The organism is Candidatus Sphingomonas phytovorans, assembly GCA_029202385.1.
Taxonomy (GTDB): Bacteria; Pseudomonadota; Alphaproteobacteria; order Sphingomonadales; family Sphingomonadaceae; genus Sphingomonas; species Sphingomonas phytovorans.
Genome location: CP119314.1, coordinates 1,118,486 through 1,137,307, shown reverse-complemented (window position 1 = coordinate 1,137,307; position 18,822 = coordinate 1,118,486). Strand labels below are relative to the sequence as shown.

At 63.4% G+C, this 18,822-nt stretch carries 15 protein-coding genes; 10 read left to right on the top strand and 5 right to left on the bottom strand.

From position 1 onward, the window contains the following. Positions 1-29: 29 nt before the first annotated feature. The 6 genes from P0Y59_05190 to P0Y59_05165 all read left to right on the top strand — a co-directional run bounded on the left by P0Y59_05190 (position 30) and on the right by P0Y59_05165 (position 6,601). Complete coding sequence (locus P0Y59_05190; GenBank protein ID WEK01088.1) at positions 30-1,976, top strand: pilus assembly protein TadG-related protein; 1,947 nt, start codon at positions 30-32, stop codon at positions 1,974-1,976. Next, entirely contained in the window at positions 1,973-2,581 is a 609-nt protein-coding gene (locus P0Y59_05185; protein WEK01087.1) for a pilus assembly protein, read from the top strand. Before P0Y59_05190 ends, P0Y59_05185 begins: the two co-directional genes overlap by 4 nt. Next, on the top strand, positions 2,578-3,249 hold the full coding sequence (locus P0Y59_05180; protein WEK01086.1) for a pilus assembly protein: 672 nt from the start codon (positions 2,578-2,580) through the stop codon (positions 3,247-3,249). Before P0Y59_05185 ends, P0Y59_05180 begins: the two co-directional genes overlap by 4 nt. Positions 3,250-3,423: 174 nt before the next feature. After that, positions 3,424-5,277: a pilus assembly protein TadG-related protein gene (locus tag P0Y59_05175; GenBank protein WEK01085.1), complete on the top strand. Its 1,854-nt coding sequence runs from the start codon at positions 3,424-3,426 to the stop codon at positions 5,275-5,277. After that, on the top strand, positions 5,274-5,864 hold the full coding sequence (locus P0Y59_05170; protein ID WEK01084.1) for a TadE/TadG family type IV pilus assembly protein: 591 nt from the start codon (positions 5,274-5,276) through the stop codon (positions 5,862-5,864). The genes P0Y59_05175 and P0Y59_05170 overlap by 4 nt, the downstream gene beginning before the upstream one ends. Next, complete coding sequence (locus P0Y59_05165; protein WEK01083.1) at positions 5,855-6,601, top strand: pilus assembly protein; 747 nt, start codon at positions 5,855-5,857, stop codon at positions 6,599-6,601. Before P0Y59_05170 ends, P0Y59_05165 begins: the two co-directional genes overlap by 10 nt. A 16-nt stretch (positions 6,602-6,617) precedes the next feature. Here P0Y59_05165 and P0Y59_05160 read toward each other — a convergent pair whose 3' ends face one another. From P0Y59_05160 to pdhA, 4 genes are all read right to left on the bottom strand, one after another. Next, positions 6,618-7,937 (bottom strand): nitrate/sulfonate/bicarbonate ABC transporter ATP-binding protein, encoded by a 1,320-nt coding sequence (locus tag P0Y59_05160; GenBank protein WEK01082.1) that lies wholly within the window; start codon positions 7,935-7,937, stop codon positions 6,618-6,620. Between the two features lie 24 nt (positions 7,938-7,961). Further along, positions 7,962-9,650 carry an ABC transporter permease subunit gene (locus tag P0Y59_05155; protein WEK01081.1) on the bottom strand — a complete coding sequence of 563 codons (1,689 nt, stop codon included), beginning with the start codon at positions 9,648-9,650 and terminating at the stop codon, positions 7,962-7,964. A gap of 326 nt (positions 9,651-9,976) precedes the next feature. Next, positions 9,977-11,338 (bottom strand): pyruvate dehydrogenase complex E1 component subunit beta, encoded by a 1,362-nt coding sequence (locus tag P0Y59_05150; GenBank protein ID WEK01080.1) that lies wholly within the window; start codon positions 11,336-11,338, stop codon positions 9,977-9,979. Next, positions 11,338-12,381, bottom strand: a complete 1,044-nt coding sequence (gene pdhA, locus P0Y59_05145) for a pyruvate dehydrogenase (acetyl-transferring) E1 component subunit alpha (GenBank protein WEK01079.1) — start codon at positions 12,379-12,381, stop codon at positions 11,338-11,340. The genes P0Y59_05150 and pdhA overlap by 1 nt, the downstream gene beginning before the upstream one ends. A 151-nt stretch (positions 12,382-12,532) precedes the next feature. On the opposite strand from pdhA, the gene P0Y59_05140 reads away from it, so the two are divergent. The 4 genes from P0Y59_05140 (at position 12,533) to P0Y59_05125 (ending at position 16,946) form a co-directional block, all read left to right on the top strand. Then, positions 12,533-13,816, top strand: coding sequence for an MFS transporter (locus P0Y59_05140; GenBank protein ID WEK01078.1), 1,284 nt, complete (start codon positions 12,533-12,535; stop codon positions 13,814-13,816). Next, positions 13,813-14,733 (top strand): cysteine synthase A, encoded by a 921-nt coding sequence (cysK, locus tag P0Y59_05135; GenBank protein WEK01077.1) that lies wholly within the window; start codon positions 13,813-13,815, stop codon positions 14,731-14,733. Before P0Y59_05140 ends, cysK begins: the two co-directional genes overlap by 4 nt. A gap of 68 nt (positions 14,734-14,801) precedes the next feature. Then, positions 14,802-15,122 carry a hypothetical protein gene (locus P0Y59_05130; protein WEK01076.1) on the top strand — a complete coding sequence of 107 codons (321 nt, stop codon included), beginning with the start codon at positions 14,802-14,804 and terminating at the stop codon, positions 15,120-15,122. A 465-nt stretch (positions 15,123-15,587) separates the two neighbouring features. Beyond that, positions 15,588-16,946, top strand: a complete 1,359-nt coding sequence (locus P0Y59_05125) for a cell wall hydrolase (protein ID WEK01075.1) — start codon at positions 15,588-15,590, stop codon at positions 16,944-16,946. A gap of 71 nt (positions 16,947-17,017) precedes the next feature. On the opposite strand, the gene P0Y59_05120 is transcribed toward P0Y59_05125, so the two are convergent. Beyond that, on the bottom strand, positions 17,018-18,820 hold the full coding sequence (locus P0Y59_05120) for an acyl-CoA dehydrogenase C-terminal domain-containing protein (GenBank protein ID WEK01074.1): 1,803 nt from the start codon (positions 18,818-18,820) through the stop codon (positions 17,018-17,020). Positions 18,821-18,822: the final 2 nt, after the last annotated feature.

The window sequence follows — 18,822 nt, the reverse complement described above, 5'->3', positions numbered from 1 at the left end:
GCGACATTCGCGGCAATACGATCGCGATCATGGCTATTGCTTTGATCCCGCTTGCGGGGTTGATGGGTGGCGGCATCGACATGAGCCGCATGTATATTACCAAGACGCGGCTGCAACATGCCTGCGACGCCGGGGCGCTCGCCGGGCGCAAGGCGATGGGCGGCGGTATCTGGACTCAGAGCAACGGCATGCCCAATGCCACCGCGGTCCGGTTCTTCGATGCCAATTTTCCAATCAACGGTTACGGCACCCGCAACCTGACAAAGACCTTCACGGAAAGTGCCGGCAAGGTATCCGGCACGGCATCCGTCGAATTGCAGATGACCCTGGTCAAGGTGGTGACCAAGGACTGGGCCTATGCCACTTTATCGGTCAATTGCGATGCCGAGATGCGGCTGCCCAACACGGACGTGATGTTCGTGCTCGACAACACCGGCTCGATGGGCGACACGCTCAGCGGAGACAACGCCTCCAAGCTGACTGGCCTCAAGGTCGCCGTGAAGTGCTTCTACGAGATCGTCGCTCGTGAAAACACCAATGCTGACTGCGATGGAGGCGAGCCGAGCGGCGGAGTCGGGAGCCAGGTACAAGTCCGTTTCGGGTTCGTGCCGTACGACATGAACGTGAACGTCGGGAAACTGCTGCCGAGCGGCTGGTTCGCCAGTAGCTGGACCTATCAATCGCGCGAACAGTCGGCGATTTACGGCACTTGGAACAATTGGCTCGACGACAACAACGGCAACCCGGTCACCCGAAATGTCGGCGGCTATAGCGCCTGGGCTGACTATGGCACTGCTGTAAACGCGAACAGCAGCAGTGCGTGCAACAGCGCCCTGAGTATCCCCGGCGATCAATATACCAGTAACGGTACGGCGAACACCGGCAGTAACGAAAGCGATACTCAGTTCAGGGCGTATACTGCTTCTGTCCAGAGCAACTACCAGCGGTCCTATAATTCGACCACGAAGCGCTGCGTCATCCAAGTGCGCACGCGGTCGCTGGAACGACGTGCAACGTACAACAAATCGCTCGCCAGCACCAACGGTGCGGTGGCGGTGCCGGCTTGGCTGTACAAGCCCAAAAGCATCGATTTTTCGGCGTTCAAGAGCGGCAATGGCTGGGCCACCACCACCAGCCTCACCCTGCCGATCGGGGACAATTTCACCAACAAGACGGTCACCTGGGACGGATGCGTCGAAGAGCGCGAAACAGTGCGCCAGGCGACCTACAGCCCGATTCCGGCAGGCGCGAAGGATCTGGATATCGATTCCACCCCGAGCACCTGGGATGTCACCACCCAGTGGAAACCCGCGCTCACTGACGTGGAGTGGGTCCGTCGCACCAACTACAGCAATAGCTCCGCCTATAATCTCAATCAGGTGACGACCTTCACCAACTATACGGGCAAGGGATATAGCTGCCTCAAGGAAGCCAAGAAGCTGCAGCAATGGCCCGATCCCGGGGATTTCGACGAGTATGTCGACGGGCTCTACGAGAATGGCGGCAACACCTATCACGACATCGGCTTGCTGTGGGGCGCCCGCCTTCTCTCGCCGACGGGCCTATTCCGCTCGGAGAACGAATTCGCCTCCCGCGGCGGCGAGATCGAGCGCCACCTGATCTTCATGACCGACGGCGACGCCTGCACCTCGATCACGAACTATCAGGCTTATGGCATGGCATGGTTCGATCGTCGCCAGACCGACACGGGCACCGCGCCTACCGAAGGCTGCACAACCACCGGCACTCTCACCCAGCAGGTGAACGCCCGGACGGCAGCATTGTGCGCGGCGGTGAAGAACAAGAACATCACCCTCTGGGTTATCTGGTTCGGGGTAAGCAATCCGACGATCGAGGCGCAGCTCACCAGCTGCGCCACAACCGGCCGGTTCTTCTCCGCCCGCAACTCGGTACAGCTCCAGCAGACCTTCCGGTCGATCGCCAACCAGATCTCGCAGCTGAGGCTGACGAAATGACGCGACGAATCCGGGGAATATATGCCGACAGGCGCGGCGCGACGGTCGTCGAATTTGCCATCGTCGCGCCGGTGATAAGCCTATTGCTTCTCGGCGCATTCGATACCGCCCACTCGCTCTATATGCGCTCGGTCCTGCAAGGCGTCGTTCAGAAGGTGGCCAGAGATTCGGCCCTTGAGGCGGGAACCGTCACTGCCCAGCAGACCGTTCTGGACAACAAGGTGCGCGCGTCGGTGAAGGCGATCGCGAATAACGCCGACATTACCATCACGCGGCGCTATTACCGCACCTTCTCCGCCGCCGCTGCTGCTCAGGCCGAGACATGGACCGATACCAACGGCAATGGAACTTGCGACGCGGGCGAGCCCTATCAGGACGCCAACAACAATACCTATTGGGATGGCGACGGTGGTGACGGTGGCCAGGGCGGTGCCAAGGACAAGACCGTCTATACCGTCGCTATGACCTACCCGCGCTACTTTCCGCTGTATCGGATCATAGGCGGCTCCAATACCACAAACATCACCGCCTCGACCGTCCTCGCCAACCAGCCCTATGGTGACCAGGGAAGCTATGGGCCGCCGACCGTGAGGAATTGCCCATGATCACCCGCCTGCCCCACTTTCCGGGCCGTGCTCTCGCCCTGTTTAGTGAGGACAGGAGCGGCCTAGCGCTGCTCGAGTTCGCACTCATCCTGCCTGTTTTCCTGACGATGGCGCTCACCGGCGCTGAGATGACGAATTATATCACCACCAAGATGCGGATCAGCCAGTTGGCGCTGCATATCGCCGACGACGCGGCTCGTATGGGCAGTGGCAGCCAGTTGGCGTCGAAAACAATCAACGAGGCCGATATCAACGACCTGTTCACCGGCGCTCAGATGCAGTCAGGCGAGCTTGATCTGCAAACCAACGGCCGCGTGATCCTGACCGATCTCGAACCGACCTCGAATCCGAACACGGCGGGCACCTACAAGATCGGCTGGCGTCGCTGCTACGGCGCAAAGACATCCTACACCCGGCAATATCCGCCGGGGAACGGAACGACCAGCCTGACGGGAATCGGGCCCGCCGGCCGGCAGGTGACGGCGCAAGACGACAATGCCACGATGTTCGTCGAGGTGTTCTACACTTATGTTCCGCTGGTGGGACGCGGTACACTGGCGCCGACCACGACCTTCACTGAGTTCGCGTCAATGGCGGTCCGCGACCGGCGCGACCTGACCCAGGTCTATCCCTCCACGGGCGTGACGGCTTCGACCTGCCCCAATTGATGTCTCGAACAAGCAGATTCCCGCCTTTGCCGACGCAAGCGACTCGGCCTCTCGATTGACTCGAAATTAATATTCCTCCGCCATAACTGGAAGTCCCGGGGCCCATATCGTCAAGAATGGCGACTATCTGTGTCCAGGCAAGATCGAAACCTCATCACAAGATCCCGCGGCTTCATGGCCGCGCTCGCCCGCGACGTCCGCGGCAATACCCTTGCGTTGATGGCGGTGGCGATGATCCCGCTGGCCGGCCTCGCCGGTTCCGCCGTCGACATGGCGCGGCTCTATGTGGTGAAGGTGCGCCTGCAGCAAGCGTGCGACGCCGGCGTCCTCGCCGGCCGGAAGTTCATGGCCAGCAGCACCAGCACGACACTTGATACGACCGCGGCGGCACAAGCCAATGCCTTCTTCACCAACAATTTCACCACCGGCTGGATGACCACCAACACGGTATCCTTCACCCCTACCAAGACATCGGACAGCCAGGTCGCCGGCACGGCATCGGCCGTCGTGCCGATGACCATCATGCAGATGTTCGGAACGCCTTCGATAACGCTCAGCGTCGCCTGCCAGGCACGGTACGATATCGGCGACAGCGACATCATGTTCGTGCTGGATACGACAGGATCGATGGCATGCACGACGGCTGACGGCACCGCCGGCTGCAGCCAGCCAGTTGCGACGTACACCCGGCCCGATGGCACCACGGGCTACTACGTGACGGAGAAGACCGGTTCGAAGCTCTCCGGGCTCCGCACTGCCGTCCTGAGTTTCTACGACACGCTCGCCGCGAATTCGAGCGCGATGACCCATATTCGCTATGGCTTCGTCACCTATACATCCACGGTGAATGCCGGATATCTGCTACCGACCAATTACCTGGTGACCAACTGGAACTACCAGTCGCGCAAGGTGATCGGCGACGTCAACAACGGCTCGGCAACGACGACCACCACCCTGCTTACATCGCAAGCAACCTGCAACAGCCTGGCGACCGGCCGCAATCCTGCAACCGGCTATACGACCAACGGTACAGCGACGAACGTCACCACTAGCTGGACGCTCCTCGGTGGGATCTGCGTGACCACCACCCAGCCGTTGAAACCGAATTGGCGCTATGCGCAATGGCCGTTCGACGTGAGCCAATACATCACCGGCGTGGCCGTTCCGGACCCCTCCAAGATCACCGGCGTGACGTCGAAATGGCAAGGTTGCCTCGAGGAACGCGATACGACCGTCTCGTCGAGCTTCAACATTGCCAGCCTGCCGTACGATCTCGATCCCGATCTCGTTCCGACAAGTAACGCGACCAAATGGCGACCGATGTGGCCTGACGTGATCTATTATCGCGGCAGCAACATGACCTCGGTCGATTATTCCGGGAACAGCACGACTCCGTACGGGGACTATGCTCCAACGTCCTCCGACGGGGCGACGACCCAATATACGAACATGATTGCCAACCCCAACCCCGCATGGAGCCAGAATATCTCCAGCGGCTATGTTTCGTGCGGCAAACCGGCCCAGCGCCTGGCCACGATGGCGCGCACCGACGTCTCCAACTATGTCAACGCGGTCGACTTCAAGGCGCAGGGCGGCACCTACCACGATACGGGCATGATCTGGGGCACACGCCTGATTTCGCCGACCGGACTCTTTGCCTCCGACACCAGCACCTGGCCAGGCCACGCCCCACCTAGTCGCTACATCGTCTTCATGACCGACGGCGACATGGCGCCGAACACCAGCATCTACGGCATGTACGGCATGGAATATTACGACAAGCGCGTGACGGGTGGCACCTATTCGTCAGACACCGATTATCACAACGCCCGTTTCCTCGCGGAATGCTCGGCAGCCAAGGCGCGCAACATCAAGATATTCGTTGTCGGCTTCGGCCAGACGCTGACCAGCCAGCTCACCGCCTGCGCCTCGCCGGGCAGCGCTTATTATGCCAGCGACAACGCTTCGCTTACCGCCGCCTTCACCAGCATCGCTGGCCAGGTGGCCATGCTGCGGATCTCCCAATGAAACCACTGGCCGCCCTCGCCACTCGTCTGAGAGCAGACTGGCGCGGCGCGACGATCATTGAATTCGCGATCGTCTCCCCGGTGATGTTGCTGCTCCTGATGGGCCTGGGTGACATGCTCTATCAGCAATATGCCCAGAGCGTCCTCAACGGCGCGGTCCAGAAGGCGGCGCGGGATTCTACGATCGAGGCAGCCAGCACCGCGACGATCGACGCGCGCGTACAGACGATGATTCAGACCCTCGCGAAGAACGCCACCCTCAGTTCGACGCGCATGAGCTACGATAATTTCACGGAGGTCGCCCCGGAACCCTTTGTCGACACCAACGGCAACGGCATCCGCGATCCGGGCGAATGCTACACGGACGAGAACGGCAACAACCAGTGGGATGCCGACCCTGGTGTCACGGGCCAGGGCGGCGCCAGCGACGTCACGCTCTACACCGTGACCGTCACCTATCCCCGGCTGTTCCCCGTCGCCGGTCTCCTCGGCTGGCCCTCCACGCAGACGATCAAGGCGAGCACCCTGCTGAAGAACCAGCCCTATGCCGCCCAAACCACAAGCGCGAACACGACGATATGCACCTGATCTCAAGGATCGCCGGGATCCGCCGGATCTCGCGTCTGCATGGGCTGATCGCGCGCCTTCGCCGCGACCGGGGTGGTCTGGCGATGCTCGAGTTCGGCTTGGCCATGCCCGTCGTCCTCGCCCTGGGACTCTATGGCGTGGAGACGGCAAATCTCGCGCTGATCAATCTGCGCGTCAGCCAGATCGCCCTCAACCTCGCTGACAATGCGGGCCGCGTCGGCACGACCAGCGCGCTCAACACCCAGCAACTGCGCGAAGTGGATATCAACGATATCCTTCAGGCCGTCCGCTATCAGGGTTCCGGAATCGGCCTCGGCACCAAGGCCCGCATCACGCTTTCAAGCCTGGAGAATGTCCAGCAAAGCTACGACACCGCGCCAGTTCAGCGAATTCACTGGCAACGCTGTTTCGGCATGAAAAGCGGCACCAACTATGATTCCAGCTATGGCACTACTGCGACCGCGGCGGGGACCACCGCGACATCGACGAATGCCGGAACCACCGCCGCGACAGGCATGGGCGACACCAACGCCAAGGTGAACGCGCCTGCGGGCTCGGGCGTGATGTTCGTCGAGATCAACTATTACTACACGCCCCTCAGCGGCACCTGGCTGATGAGCCCTGCGCGCATCCACTATGTCGCGTCCTTCATCGTCCGCGACAATCGCGACTTCAGCCAGATCTTCAACCCGACCCCAGCGGCGACGCGCGCCACCTGCAACCTCTACGCGAGCTGACCCGCGCCCATTCACTTCAAGTGGGATCGTCCAGGCTGAACTGGTCGTCATCCTCGTCATAGGCGAAGATTTCGGCATAGCGGCTCCAATGCGTCACCGCGCGCAACGTCTCGGCGGCATAGTCGGGCGACATATGATCCTCAAGCTCGTCGCGGAAACGCCGCGCCGGAGCCGTATGGCTTGATCGTTCGTCGAGGACCCGGCGGATATGGTGCGCCAGTGGTACATGGGCGAGCAACGCCTGGGCGAACATCGCCTTGCGCTGATCGACGTCTGATTCGGCATAGCGTCGCGCGGCCGGCGTCAGGGCCAGGTCGCCACCCGAAAGATCGGCGAAGCGCATGAGTTGCAAGGTCTCGGCCATCGGGAACAGCTCGTCGATCTCCAGCTGAAGCTGGTCGGCGAGATCGGCCATGCTGGCGCGCCCGTCGAACGGCATCGCATCGACCTCCTCGATCAGGCCGGCCAGCGCATTGGTCGACACCACCGGCAGCGCCATCGCGATACCGCTGCCGGGGAAGGCCCCGTCGCGCGCGGGAACAGGATCGGCCCGCGCCGTCATCTGCGCATAGATATCATCGACCAGCGCGCGGAAAGACGGATCGAGCCGGTCGCGTGGTTGCGGGAGGTCGACCCGAATCTCCGCCGCGACGCGGCCGGGGTTGGACGAGAAGACGAGGATGCGATCGCACATCAGCACCGCCTCCTCGATATTATGAGTGACGATCAGGATCGACTTGATCGGCATCCGGCCTTCAGACCAGAGATCGAGCAGATCGGTGCGCAGCGTTTCCGCCGTCAGCACGTCGAGCGCCGAAAAAGGCTCGTCCATGAGCAGCAGCGACGGGTTGACGACGATCGCTCGCGCGAGTCCGACGCGCTGCCGCATCCCGCCCGACAGTTCCTTGGGATAGGCATTCTCGAACCCGTCGAGGCCAATCAGATCGATTGCGGCGAGCGCGCGGGTACGTCGTTCCTCGGCAGGGATACGCTGCGCCTCGAGCCCAAGCTCGACATTCTGGAGCACGGTCAGCCAGGGGAACAGCGCGAAGGTCTGGAACACCATGCTCACCGTCGGCGCGGCCCCTGCGTCATCGGCGACGAAGCGGATGTCGCCCTCGTCGGGGGTGATCAGCCCGGCAATCGAGCGCAACAGCGTCGACTTGCCCGATCCCGAGCGACCGAGCAGCCCGACGACCTCATTCTCGTTCAGCGTCAGGTCGACATCATCGAGCACGAGCAGCCCGCTGCCGCCCGACCTCCCGTAGCGGTGGCGGACATGTTCGACCGTGACGAGCGGGCGGGTCGCTGGCGGGCGGGCGAGGATGGTGGCCATGTCGGGCTCCTTGTTCCTGATGGGTCAGCCGAGGCGGAGACGGCGGTCGGCGAAGCGGTAGAGCGGCCGCCACAGCAGCCGGTTGAAACCGATGACGAAGACCGACATCACCGCGATACCCAGCGTCACGCGCGGATAATCACCCGCGGCGGTGGCTTTCGCGATATAGGCGCCGAGGCCCTTCGCCTCCAGATGCTGGCTTCCCCACGACACCGCCTCGGCGACGATGCTCGCATTCCAGGAGCCGCCGGACGCTGTCAGCGCCCCTGTTACATAATAGGGAAAGATGCCCGGGATCACGAGCTGCCGCCACCATTGCCAGCGCCTTATGCCGAACATGCTGGCGGCCTCGCGCAGATCGTTCGGGATCGCGCTGGCGCCCGCGATCACGTTGAACAGGATATACCATTGAGTGCCGAGGATCATCAGCGGCGAAAGCCAGATATCGACGTTCAGATGCCAGCTGACGATCAGGATGACGGCGAACGGGAACAGCACATTGGCCGGAAACGCGGCGAGGAACTGCGCGACGGGCTGCAGGCGTTCGGCCCATCGCGGACGGAGCCCGATCCACACCCCGATCGGTACCCAGACCAGGCTGGCCAGCGCGATCAGGACAAGCACGCGCAGCATGGTCAGGAGTCCGAAGCCGAACGCCGTCGCCGCATCGCGCCAGGCAAGGTGATAGGCGACATAGCCGATCACCAGCCACCCGGCCCCCGCGAGCGCCACCGCCAGCGTCCCGAGCCACAGGATTTGGCCGACCCGCCCGGGCGCGATATCGCGCGGTGCCCTGGGCCGCCGGGCCGGACGACGGTCGATCGCCATCAGCAGCCGTCCAAGCCCGATCAAGGGGGCGAAGACCACCGGCAGCAGTCGCGCGCGCAGAAACAGGTCATAGGCCCAGGATTGCGGCCGATCCTGCGACGCGGTCTGCTCGAACCGAAAACGATCGGCCCAGGCCACCACCGGACGGAAGACAAGCTGGTCATACAGCAGGATCACCACCGCCATCGCACCCACCGCCCACGCGATGGCACGGAAATTCTCCTGGTCGATCGCCAGCGCCAGCCATGATCCGATTCCCGGCAGCATGATCCGCGTATTACCGACGCTGATCGCTTCCGAAGCGACGACGAAGAACCAGCCGCCCGACATTGACATCATCGCGTTCCACACCAAAGCGGGAGTGGCAAAGGGCAGTTCGAGCCGGATGAACCTGCGCCAGGGGGACAGGGAGAAACCGCGCGACACCTCTTCCAGATCAGACGGTACCGATCGGAGCGACTGGTAGAAACTGAACGCCATGTTCCAGGCCTGGCTGGTGAAGATCGCAAAGATCGCCGCGAGTTCGACGCCCAGTTGCCTGCCGGGAAACAACCCCATGAAGAAGGTGACGGTGAAGGTGAGGAAGCCGAGGATCGGTACCGATTGCAGGATGTCGAGCGCGGGCACGATCACCATTTCCGCGCGCCTGCTCTTGGCGGCGAGCGTCGCGACGACGAGCGTGAAGACCAGCGAGGCGCCCAGCGCGGCGAACATGCGCAGCGTGGTCCGCAACGCATAGGCCGGCAGGTTCGCCGGATCGAGCGTGACAGGGTCCATGCGGAGATGCGACAGCGGCTCCGCCATCCCTTCCGCGCCGCGAATAACCAGCACAGCCGCGCCCGCCAGCAGCAGGAAGGCGATCATGTCGGCCCAGCTCGACGCCATTCTCACGCGTACGATACGCGACAACGGCGCAAGGCTCTGGCCGGTTTGGGGGCCGGTTTGGGGCAATATGCTCATTCTCACCTCGACGGGCACCGCTGGCGGCACCCCGGGGCGAGACTGATGGATCAGACCCGGCCCGGCGCCTCCAGTGGCGCGGATAATCGACTACTGTCGCTTGGCATTGGTCTGATTGCTTCCTGATCGCCGACGAGTCGCCGACAGGGGCGCGATTGCTCCCCCGTCACCGCCTTGTCAAACCTGTTCGTACGCATGCGGCCATCAGGCGCCCATCCATGGGACGGGCGCCCGAAGACACCACGCTGCCGTTAGCGGTAGGTTACCTTTTTCACCGCCGCGACGATCTTGTCGGCGTTGATCAGCGCGAGCTTCTCGAGATTGGCCGCATAGGGCAGCGGCACATCTTCGTTCGCCACACGCAGGACGGGAGCATCGAGGTCGTCGAAGCCCTCCTCCATCGCGATGGCGAGGATTTCGGAGCTGATCGAACATGTCGCCCAGCCCTCTTCGACGACGACCATGCGATTGGTCTTCTTCAGGCTCTTGAGCACCGCCTGCTTGTCGAGCGGACGCAGCGTGCGCAGATCGATCACCTCGGCGTCGATCCCCTCGGCTGCCAGCGCCTCGGCAGCTTCGAGCGACAGGCCTACGCCGATCGAATAGCTGACGATCGTGACGTCCTTGCCCTCGCGCATGATCCGCGCCTTGCCGATCGGCAGGACATAATCATCGAGCGCGGGTACCTCGAATGTGCGACCGTAGAGCAGTTCGTTCTCGAGAAACACGACCGGATCCTCACTGCGGATTGCCGCCTTCAGCAGCCCCTTGGCGTCGGCCGCGTCATAGGGCGCGATCACGATCAGGCCTGGCACGCTGGCGTACCAGGGGCCGTAGTTCTGCGAATGCTGGGCACCTACCCGGCTGGCCGCACCGTTGGGACCACGGAACACGATCGGGCAGCGCATCTGGCCACCCGACATGTAGTTGGTCTTCGCGGCGGAGTTGATGATGTGGTCGATCGCCTGCATCGCGAAGTTGAACGTCATGAACTCTACGATCGGGCGAAGACCGCCCATCGCCGCGCCGGTGCCGACGCCGGCAAAGCCATATTCGGTGATCGGCGTGTCAATCACGCGCCTGTCGCCGAATTCGTCGAGCAGCCCTTGGGTCACCTTGTAGGCACCCTGATATTGCGCGACTTCCTCGCCCATCACGAAGACGCGGTCGTCCTTGCGCATCTCCTCCGCCATCGCGTCGCGCAATGCCTCGCGCAGAGTCAGCTTGACCAGCTCGGTCCCAGCGGGAACCTCGGGCTCAGGCGCCTGTGTCTTGATCTCGGCACGTTCCGGCGCCTTCACCGGCTCGGCAGCCCGCGCTTCGCTCTCGGCAAGCTTGGCCGGTGCCCGAGCAGCCGGTGCAGCCTCTTCGCCCTCGGCGCTCAGCACAGCGATGACGGTACCGACCTTCACATTATCGGTGCCCTCGGCGACCAGGATCTTGCCGATCGTGCCTTCGTCGACCGCCTCGAACTCCATCGTCGCCTTGTCGGTCTCGATCTCGGCCATGATATCGCCGGACTTGACCGTGTCGCCTTCCTTGACGAGCCATTTCGCGAGCGTGCCCTCCTCCATCGTCGGGGAGAGTGCCGGCATCTTGATCTCGATCGCCATCAGTAGGACTCCACCAGTACGTCGGTGTAGAGTTCGGCTGGATCCGGCTCAGGCGTCTGTTCGGCGAAATCGGCGGCTTCGTTCACGATTTTCCTGATCTCCTGATCGACCTTCTTGAACTCGTCCTCCTTCGCACCGAGTTCCTCAAGCAGCTTCTTCACATGCTCGATCGGGTCGGACTTGTCGCGGACGGCCTGGACTTCCTCGCGGCTGCGATATTTGGCCGGGTCGGACATGGAATGGCCACGATAGCGATAGGTCTTCATCTCGAGGATGATCGGCCCCTTGCCGGCGCGCACCCAGGCCAGAGCCTCTTCAGCTGCGCCGCGGCAGGCAAGCACGTCCATGCCGTCGACCTGGATGCCCGGGATGCGGAAGCTCTCGCCGCGGCGATAGAGCTGATCCTCGGACGATGAGCGATTGACGCTGGTGCCCATGGCGTACTGGTTGTTTTCGATGACGTAGATGACCGGCAGCTTCCACAGCTCGGCCATGTTGAAGCTTTCATAGACCTGGCCCTGGTTGGAGGCGCCGTCGCCGAAATAGGCGAGGCACACGCCGCCATCGCCCTTGTATTTATGGCTGAAGCCAAGCCCGGTGCCGAGCGAGACCTGCGCGCCGACGATACCGTGGCCGCCATAGAATTTATGCTCGACGCTGAACATGTGCATCGAGCCGCCCTTGCCCTTCGAGATGCCTGCCTGGCGCCCCGTGAGCTCGGCCATCACATCCTGCGGCGGGATCCCGCACAACAGCATGTGACCATGGTCGCGATAACCGGTGATCACGCTGTCTTTTTCGGTCAGCGCCGATTGCAGGCCGACCGCGACGGCTTCCTGGCCAATGTAGAGATGGCAGAAACCGCCGATCAGGCCGAGGCCATAGAGCTGGCCCGCCTTCTCCTCGAAGCGGCGGATGAGCAGCATCTGCTTGTAGAATTCGAGCAGCTCTTCCTTGGACGCCTTGTAGGGCTGGGGTTCGTCGGGACGCTCGCGGTTGGGCGTCAGGGGCTCGTTTTTCCGAGCAGCAGGGGCTTTGGCCACGTGTGGGAAACCTCGTTTCCGTAGGGGGAGGACGCGAGCCTATAGGCCCGTTTCGTCTCGGACATCAATCGTCCGGGTGCATGAGAAGTTTCGCGACCCCAAGCAATCGACGATTGCTCCCCCGAGGATCGGACGCCTAAAGCCCGCTCAGATGGAATCGCCTCCCCACCCGTTCCGCATCGCCAACTTCCGGGCCTATTGGGCCGCCCGCTTCTGCATGACACTGGCGCAGAACGGCATGATCATCGTGATCGGCTGGCAGACTTATACCATCGCCCGCCAGACCATGTCGCCAGCCGGGGCCGCGGCCCAGCTCGGGCTGATCGGCCTGCTTCAGTTCGTGCCGCTGTTCCTCTCGACGCCGATCACGGGCTGGGTCGCCGACCGATTCGACCGCCGCTGGATCACGCGCGTCACCGTCTCGCTGCAGATCCTCTGCGCCTTCATTCTGGCCCTGGCCACCTATGAGGGCTGGATGTCGCTGCCGGTGCTGTTCTCGGTCGCCGTACTGCTCGGGTTCGGCCGCGCGTTCGCCGGTCCGGCCTTTTCGGCACTGGCCCCAAATCTCGTGCCGCGGGAGGTGCTGCCGACCGCGATCGCGCTCAGCTCGATCTCCTGGCAAGTCGGCACGATCATCGGCCCCGCGATCGGCGGCTTCGCCTATGCCATCGCGCCGTCGGCCGCTTATTTCCTCGCGACCGCCCTGTTCAGCGGGGCGCTGATCTGCCTGATGATGATCGGCCCGGTCGCCCGCACCATCGCCGTCAGCACCGCCCACCCGATCAGGCAGATCGCCGACGGGCTAGCTTATGTCTGGCAGAACAAGATGATCCTGGGGACGATCACGCTCGACCTTTTCGCGGTATTCCTCGCCGGCACCAGCGCGCTGCTGCCGATCTACGCCCATGACATATTGAAGGTCGGCCCGCAGGGCCTGAGCGCCCTCGCGGCTGCCCCGGCGGTGGGTGCATCGGTGACCGCCCTGTTCTTCTCCTTCCGCCCGCTGAAGACCAATGTGGGCCCGAAGATGCTCGGCTCGGTGCTGGTCTATGGCTCCGCCACGGTATTGTTCGGCCTGTCGACCTCGATGCCGCTCAGCCTGATTGCGCTCGGCGTCGCCGGGGCGGCGGACATGTTCTCGGTCTATATCCGCCAGTCGCTGATCCAGCTCCACACGCCGGACGACAAGCGCGGCCGGGTGGGCGCCGTCTCTCAGCTGACCATATCGGCGTCCAACGAGCTGGGTGAGGCCGAATCGGGCTTCCTCGCCTCGGCCCTCGGCCCGATCGGCGCGGTGCTGGTCGGCGGCGGCGGCGCGATCGTCGTCACCATCCTGTGGACCTGGCTCTTCCCGAGCATCCGCAACGCCCGTACATTCGCCCCCCCCGCGACGCCGCAGGACGCCGCAGATATTGAGATGGAGGCCGCACGATGAAAGCCAACACGATCCTCGAAACAATCGGCAATACGCCGCACATCCGAGTGCAGAAGCTGTTCCCGGGCGCCGAGGTATGGATCAAGTCCGAACGCTCCAATCCCGGGGGCTCGATCAAGGACCGCATCGCGCTGAGCATGATCGAGGCGGCCGAAAAGTCGGGCGACCTCAAACCCGGCGGCACGATCATCGAACCGACCAGCGGCAATACCGGCGTCGGCCTGGCGATGGTCGCGGCGGTGAAGGGTTACAAGCTCGTCCTCGTCATGCCGGAGAGCATGTCGCTCGAACGGCGCCGCCTGATGCTTGCCTATGGTGCCTCCTTCGACCTCACGCCGCGCGAAAAGGGCATGAAGGGCGCGATCGAGCGCGCGATCGAACTCGTATCGCAGACGCCCAATTCCTGGATGCCCCAGCAGTTCGAGAATCCGGCCAATATCGACGTGCATGTTCGCACCACGGCGCAAGAGATCCTGAACGATTTCCGCGATTCGCCGATCGATGTGATCATCACCGGGGTCGGCACCGGCGGCCACATCACCGGCGTTGCCGAAACGCTGAAGAAGGAATGGCCACATCTGAAGGTCTATGCGGTCGAGCCCGAGGCATCGCCGGTCATCTCGGGTGGCCAGCCCGGTCCGCACCCGATCCAGGGCATTGGCGCGGGCTTCGTTCCGGCCAACCTCCATACCCAGGCGATCGACGGCGCGATCAAGGTCGACGCGGCGGTTGCCAAGGACATGGCACGCCGGGCGGCGCGCGAGGAAGGCATGCTGGTCGGCATCAGTTCCGGTGCGACACTGGCCGCGATCCTCCAGAAACTGCCTGAGCTTCCCGGCGGCGTCCGGGTGCTTGGATTCAATTATGACACCGGCGAGCGTTATCTGTCGGTGCCGGACTTCCTTCCGGAAAGTTAATCTCGCGCAAAGCATCCGCGTCGGCTATATTTCGGTGGTCGGCGCGGGGGCGTTGCGGGGGACATGAGATGCACAGGGCGATGATTTGCGTCAGCGTGATGCTGGCGTTGTTTCTGGTGTGGCCCATGATTTTCGGGCAGCGCGGCGACAGCACTGCATCCGCCGCGACCACGACTCCGGTAGCGCCGAAGATCGTTCCAGCCGTCGCGATGGTAAAGGTAATCCCGATCCCGGCCAAGGTGAGCCGGCCCGGCATTGTCCCTCCCAAGAGCTGCTCCAGCCGATATCAGGCGGCAGTCCAGCACTGCCCCAAAGGCGACCGGGCCTGCGGCATCAAGACGGCAGATCAATGGGATCTTTGTGAAGCCACTGGATTCTGGCCGGAATAAGCAGCAACCTTGCCAAGGGCGGGCTTGCCAAGGGCGGGCGATGATCCCGGAGTGACGGCCGCTGTTGGCAATTGTCGGGTCTGCCATCGACCAGTTCGATTTGATCACGCTTGGCCGGCAGAGGCCGAACGCCGTGGTACGCTCGCCTGGCATCCACGATGGCCAGGCGACACCTCCAGCCGGACTGACGCCAGAACTATCTCCAGCACGGCCTTCGCTTCACATCATACCCAAAGGGGAACAAGACAGGTCGACCTCTTCCCCGCGTCGCGACTCGCATGCGGGGTATCAGGAAAGGGATCCACCCCAGCGGTTCCGGTCAACCAGGCATTGTCCCTACGAGAGACTCGCTCGAACCATTTCGTGTCCGAAGCGTTCTGGAGTAAGGCCCACCAGTCCGACCGCCAGGAGCCGCCCTTGATCTCCCTTCCGCGCCGCTTCCTTCATCACTGAACGCCTGCGCCCATGTCACAGCCTTCCGCCCAGCCGGGCACGCCACGTCTCGGCCTGAACCACCTTCTGTCGCTGGTCGCAATTGCGGCGATCGCGCTGCCGATGTTTGTCGTGCTCAAGGCGCCGCCGGTCTTGCTACATCATCCGGTCAAGCGGCTGCCGCAGCGGGTCGTTCCCAAGGCCGAGCTGCCTCCGGTAGAGCCGGTGGCATTCCAAGATCTGGCACCCGACGATGCCCGGGCGTTCAACGCATCGGTCCCGTTCTCCACCGGCCCGAATCCGGCGGCACGCCCCTTCAAGTTCGTCGGCACCGACGAACAACGCGCGCGCGCGATCGATTGCCTCGCCGCCGGCGTACTCTACGAAGCCGGTGACGACACGCTTGGCCAGCGTTCGGTGGCGCAAGTCGTGATCAACCGGGCACGTCATCCGGCCTTTCCGAAGACGATCTGCGGCGTGGTGTTCCAGGGTTCCGACCGGGTGACCGGATGCCAGTTCACCTTCACCTGCGATGGCGCGCTGGTCAGGCATCGCTGGTCCGACGCGGCCTGGATGCGAGCCCGCGAGACCGCCACGCTGGCACTGAGCGGCAACGTCTACAAGCCGGTCGGCTATGCCACCCATTACCATACCGACTGGGTCGTACCCTATTGGCAGTCGAGCCTAGACAAGATCGCCGCGGTCCGGACCCATTTGTTCTTCCGCTGGACCGGCTGGTGGGGCACGCCACCCGCGTTCAACCGGCATGTATCGTCCGACGAACCCGTCGTTTCGCAACTCGCGCTCTATTCCGACGCGCACAAGACGGGCGCGGCGCTGGTCGAAGCGTCCTCCGCCGTCGTCGAAGCGGCTGCCGCGGGCGCCGCACTACCACCGTCGCTGACGACAGACACCAACAGCTTCCTGCTGACGCTCGATCCGCGCATGCCGCCGGACGCCTTTGCCCTGCTCGCAACACGCACCTGCGGGGAGCGTCCTTATTGCAAGGTGATGGGCTGGACGAACAAGGCGAAGACACCGGGCGCCCTGCCACTTCAGCCGACCCAGATCGCGGCGATGTCATTCAGCTATCTGCGCGACCGCGCCCGCAATTACGACAAGGCGCTGTGGAACTGCACGGAGTTCAAGCGGACGGATTTCAGCCAGTGCATGAAACTGCAAGTGCTGGTGCCGGTCGCGCGACAGGCCGACACTTTCAAGCTGGAGAGCCTGGCGGGCACTACATCGGTATCGCCGCCCCCAGTGGCGACGACGATCAGACCAGTACCGGAGTTGTCGGGCGTACGGCGGAAGGTGGAAGCGGCGCCTCCCCCGGCAAAGCCTGCGACTGCGCTGCCGGCGCCCGCCAACCAGTCACCGGCTGCCCGGTAGAATCCCCTCATCTACCTCAAGCGTCATGCCGGAAGTAAACGAAGCACGGCGCTGGACCGTTCTCCGACCTCTCAGGCCGCGACGAACATCTCCGGCGGAAGGGCCATGAGCGATTCGGCACCGCCCTCGATCTTCCGGCGCAACGCCCCGGCATCAGGCATGATCCGCTCAGCGAAATAACGCGCAGTCACCAGCTTCGCATCGAGGAAGGCGGCATCCCCCTCGCCCGCTGCCTTCAGCTTCGCAGCGGCCGAGGCCATGCGCAGCCACATCAGGCCGACTGCGACGATGCCCATCAGGTGCAGATAGGGCTGAGCGCCCGCTCCGACATTGTCAGGGCTCTTCATGCCGTTCTGGAGGAACCAGAGTGTCGCCTGCTGCAATTCGCCGCTGGCCTTTTCGAGGCGCTCAGCGAAATCGGCGATCGCCGGGTCCGCCTTGCCAGCCGCCACATCCTCGCCGACGACCTTGAAAAACACCTGCACCGCGCGGCCGCCGTTCATGGCAAGTTTTCGGCCGACCAGGTCCATTGCCTGGATTCCGTTGGTGCCTTCGTAAATCATTGAGATCCGGGCATCGCGGACATATTGCTCCATGCCCCATTCGGCGATGTAGCCATGGCCGCCATAGACTTGCTGCGCATTGGTCGCGATCTCATAGCCCTTGTCGGTGCCATAACCCTTGATGACAGGGGTCAGCAGCCCGACCAGGTCGGCGGCGAGCTGACGCTCCTCCTCGCTCGCGGCGGCATGTTCCAGGTCGGCCTGGAGGGCACCCCACAGGCAGAGCGCGCGCAGCCCCTCGGTCAGCGCCTTCGAGTCCATCAGCATCCGGCGGATGTCGGGATGGACGAACAGGGTGTCGGCCTTTTCCTGCGGATCCTTGGCGCCGGTCAGCGCGCGGCCCTGGCGACGGTCATGCGCATACTGGACGGCGTTCTGATAAGCTGTCTCCGCGACTCCGAGTCCCTGCAACCCCACCCCGAGGCGCGCTGCGTTCATCATGATGAACATCGCGGCGAGGCCCTTCATCTCCTCGCCGACCAGCCAGCCCGTCGCCCCGTCATAGTTCATCACGCAGGTCGAGTTGGCGTGGATGCCCATCTTGTGCTCGATCGAGCCGCACGACACCGCATTACGCGCGCCGAGCGATCCGTCGTCGTTGACGAAGAACTTCGGCACGACGAACAGCGAGATGCCCTTCGAGCTTTCCGGCGCGCCCGGCGTCTTGGCCAGGACGAGATGGATGATGTTCTCGGTCAGGTCATGCTCGCCCGACGAGATGAAGATCTTGGTGCCGGTGATCGCATAGGAACCGTCAGCCTGCGGCTCGGCGCGGGTGCGGATCAGGCCCAGATCAGTGCCGCACTGCGGCTCAGTCAGGTTCATCGTCCCGCCCCACTTGCCCGAGACCATATGGGGGACGTATTTCGCCTTCTGCTCGTCGGTACCCTTGACCAGCAGCGCCGCGATCGCTCCATGGGTCAGGCCCGGATACATGGCGAACGCCATGTTGGAGGAGATCATATATTCCTGGAACGCAGTCGAGACGACGTGCGGCATCTCCTGCCCGCCGAACTCGGCCGGGGCGGACAGCGTGCCCCAGCCCGATTCGACGAACTTGTCATAGGCTTCCTTGAAACCCTTTGGCGTGGTGACCGAGCCGTCCTCATGGCGGGTGCAGCCCTCAAGATCGCCCGACTGGTTGAGCGGGAACAGCACCTCGGCGACGAACTTGCCGCCCTCGTCAAGCACCGCATCGACCACATCGGGGGTCGCGTTGGCGAAACCGGGCAGGTTCGCATAGCGATCGAGGCCGACCACATGCTCCAGGATGAAGCGCGTATCGCGCACGGGCGGGGTATATTGGGGCATGG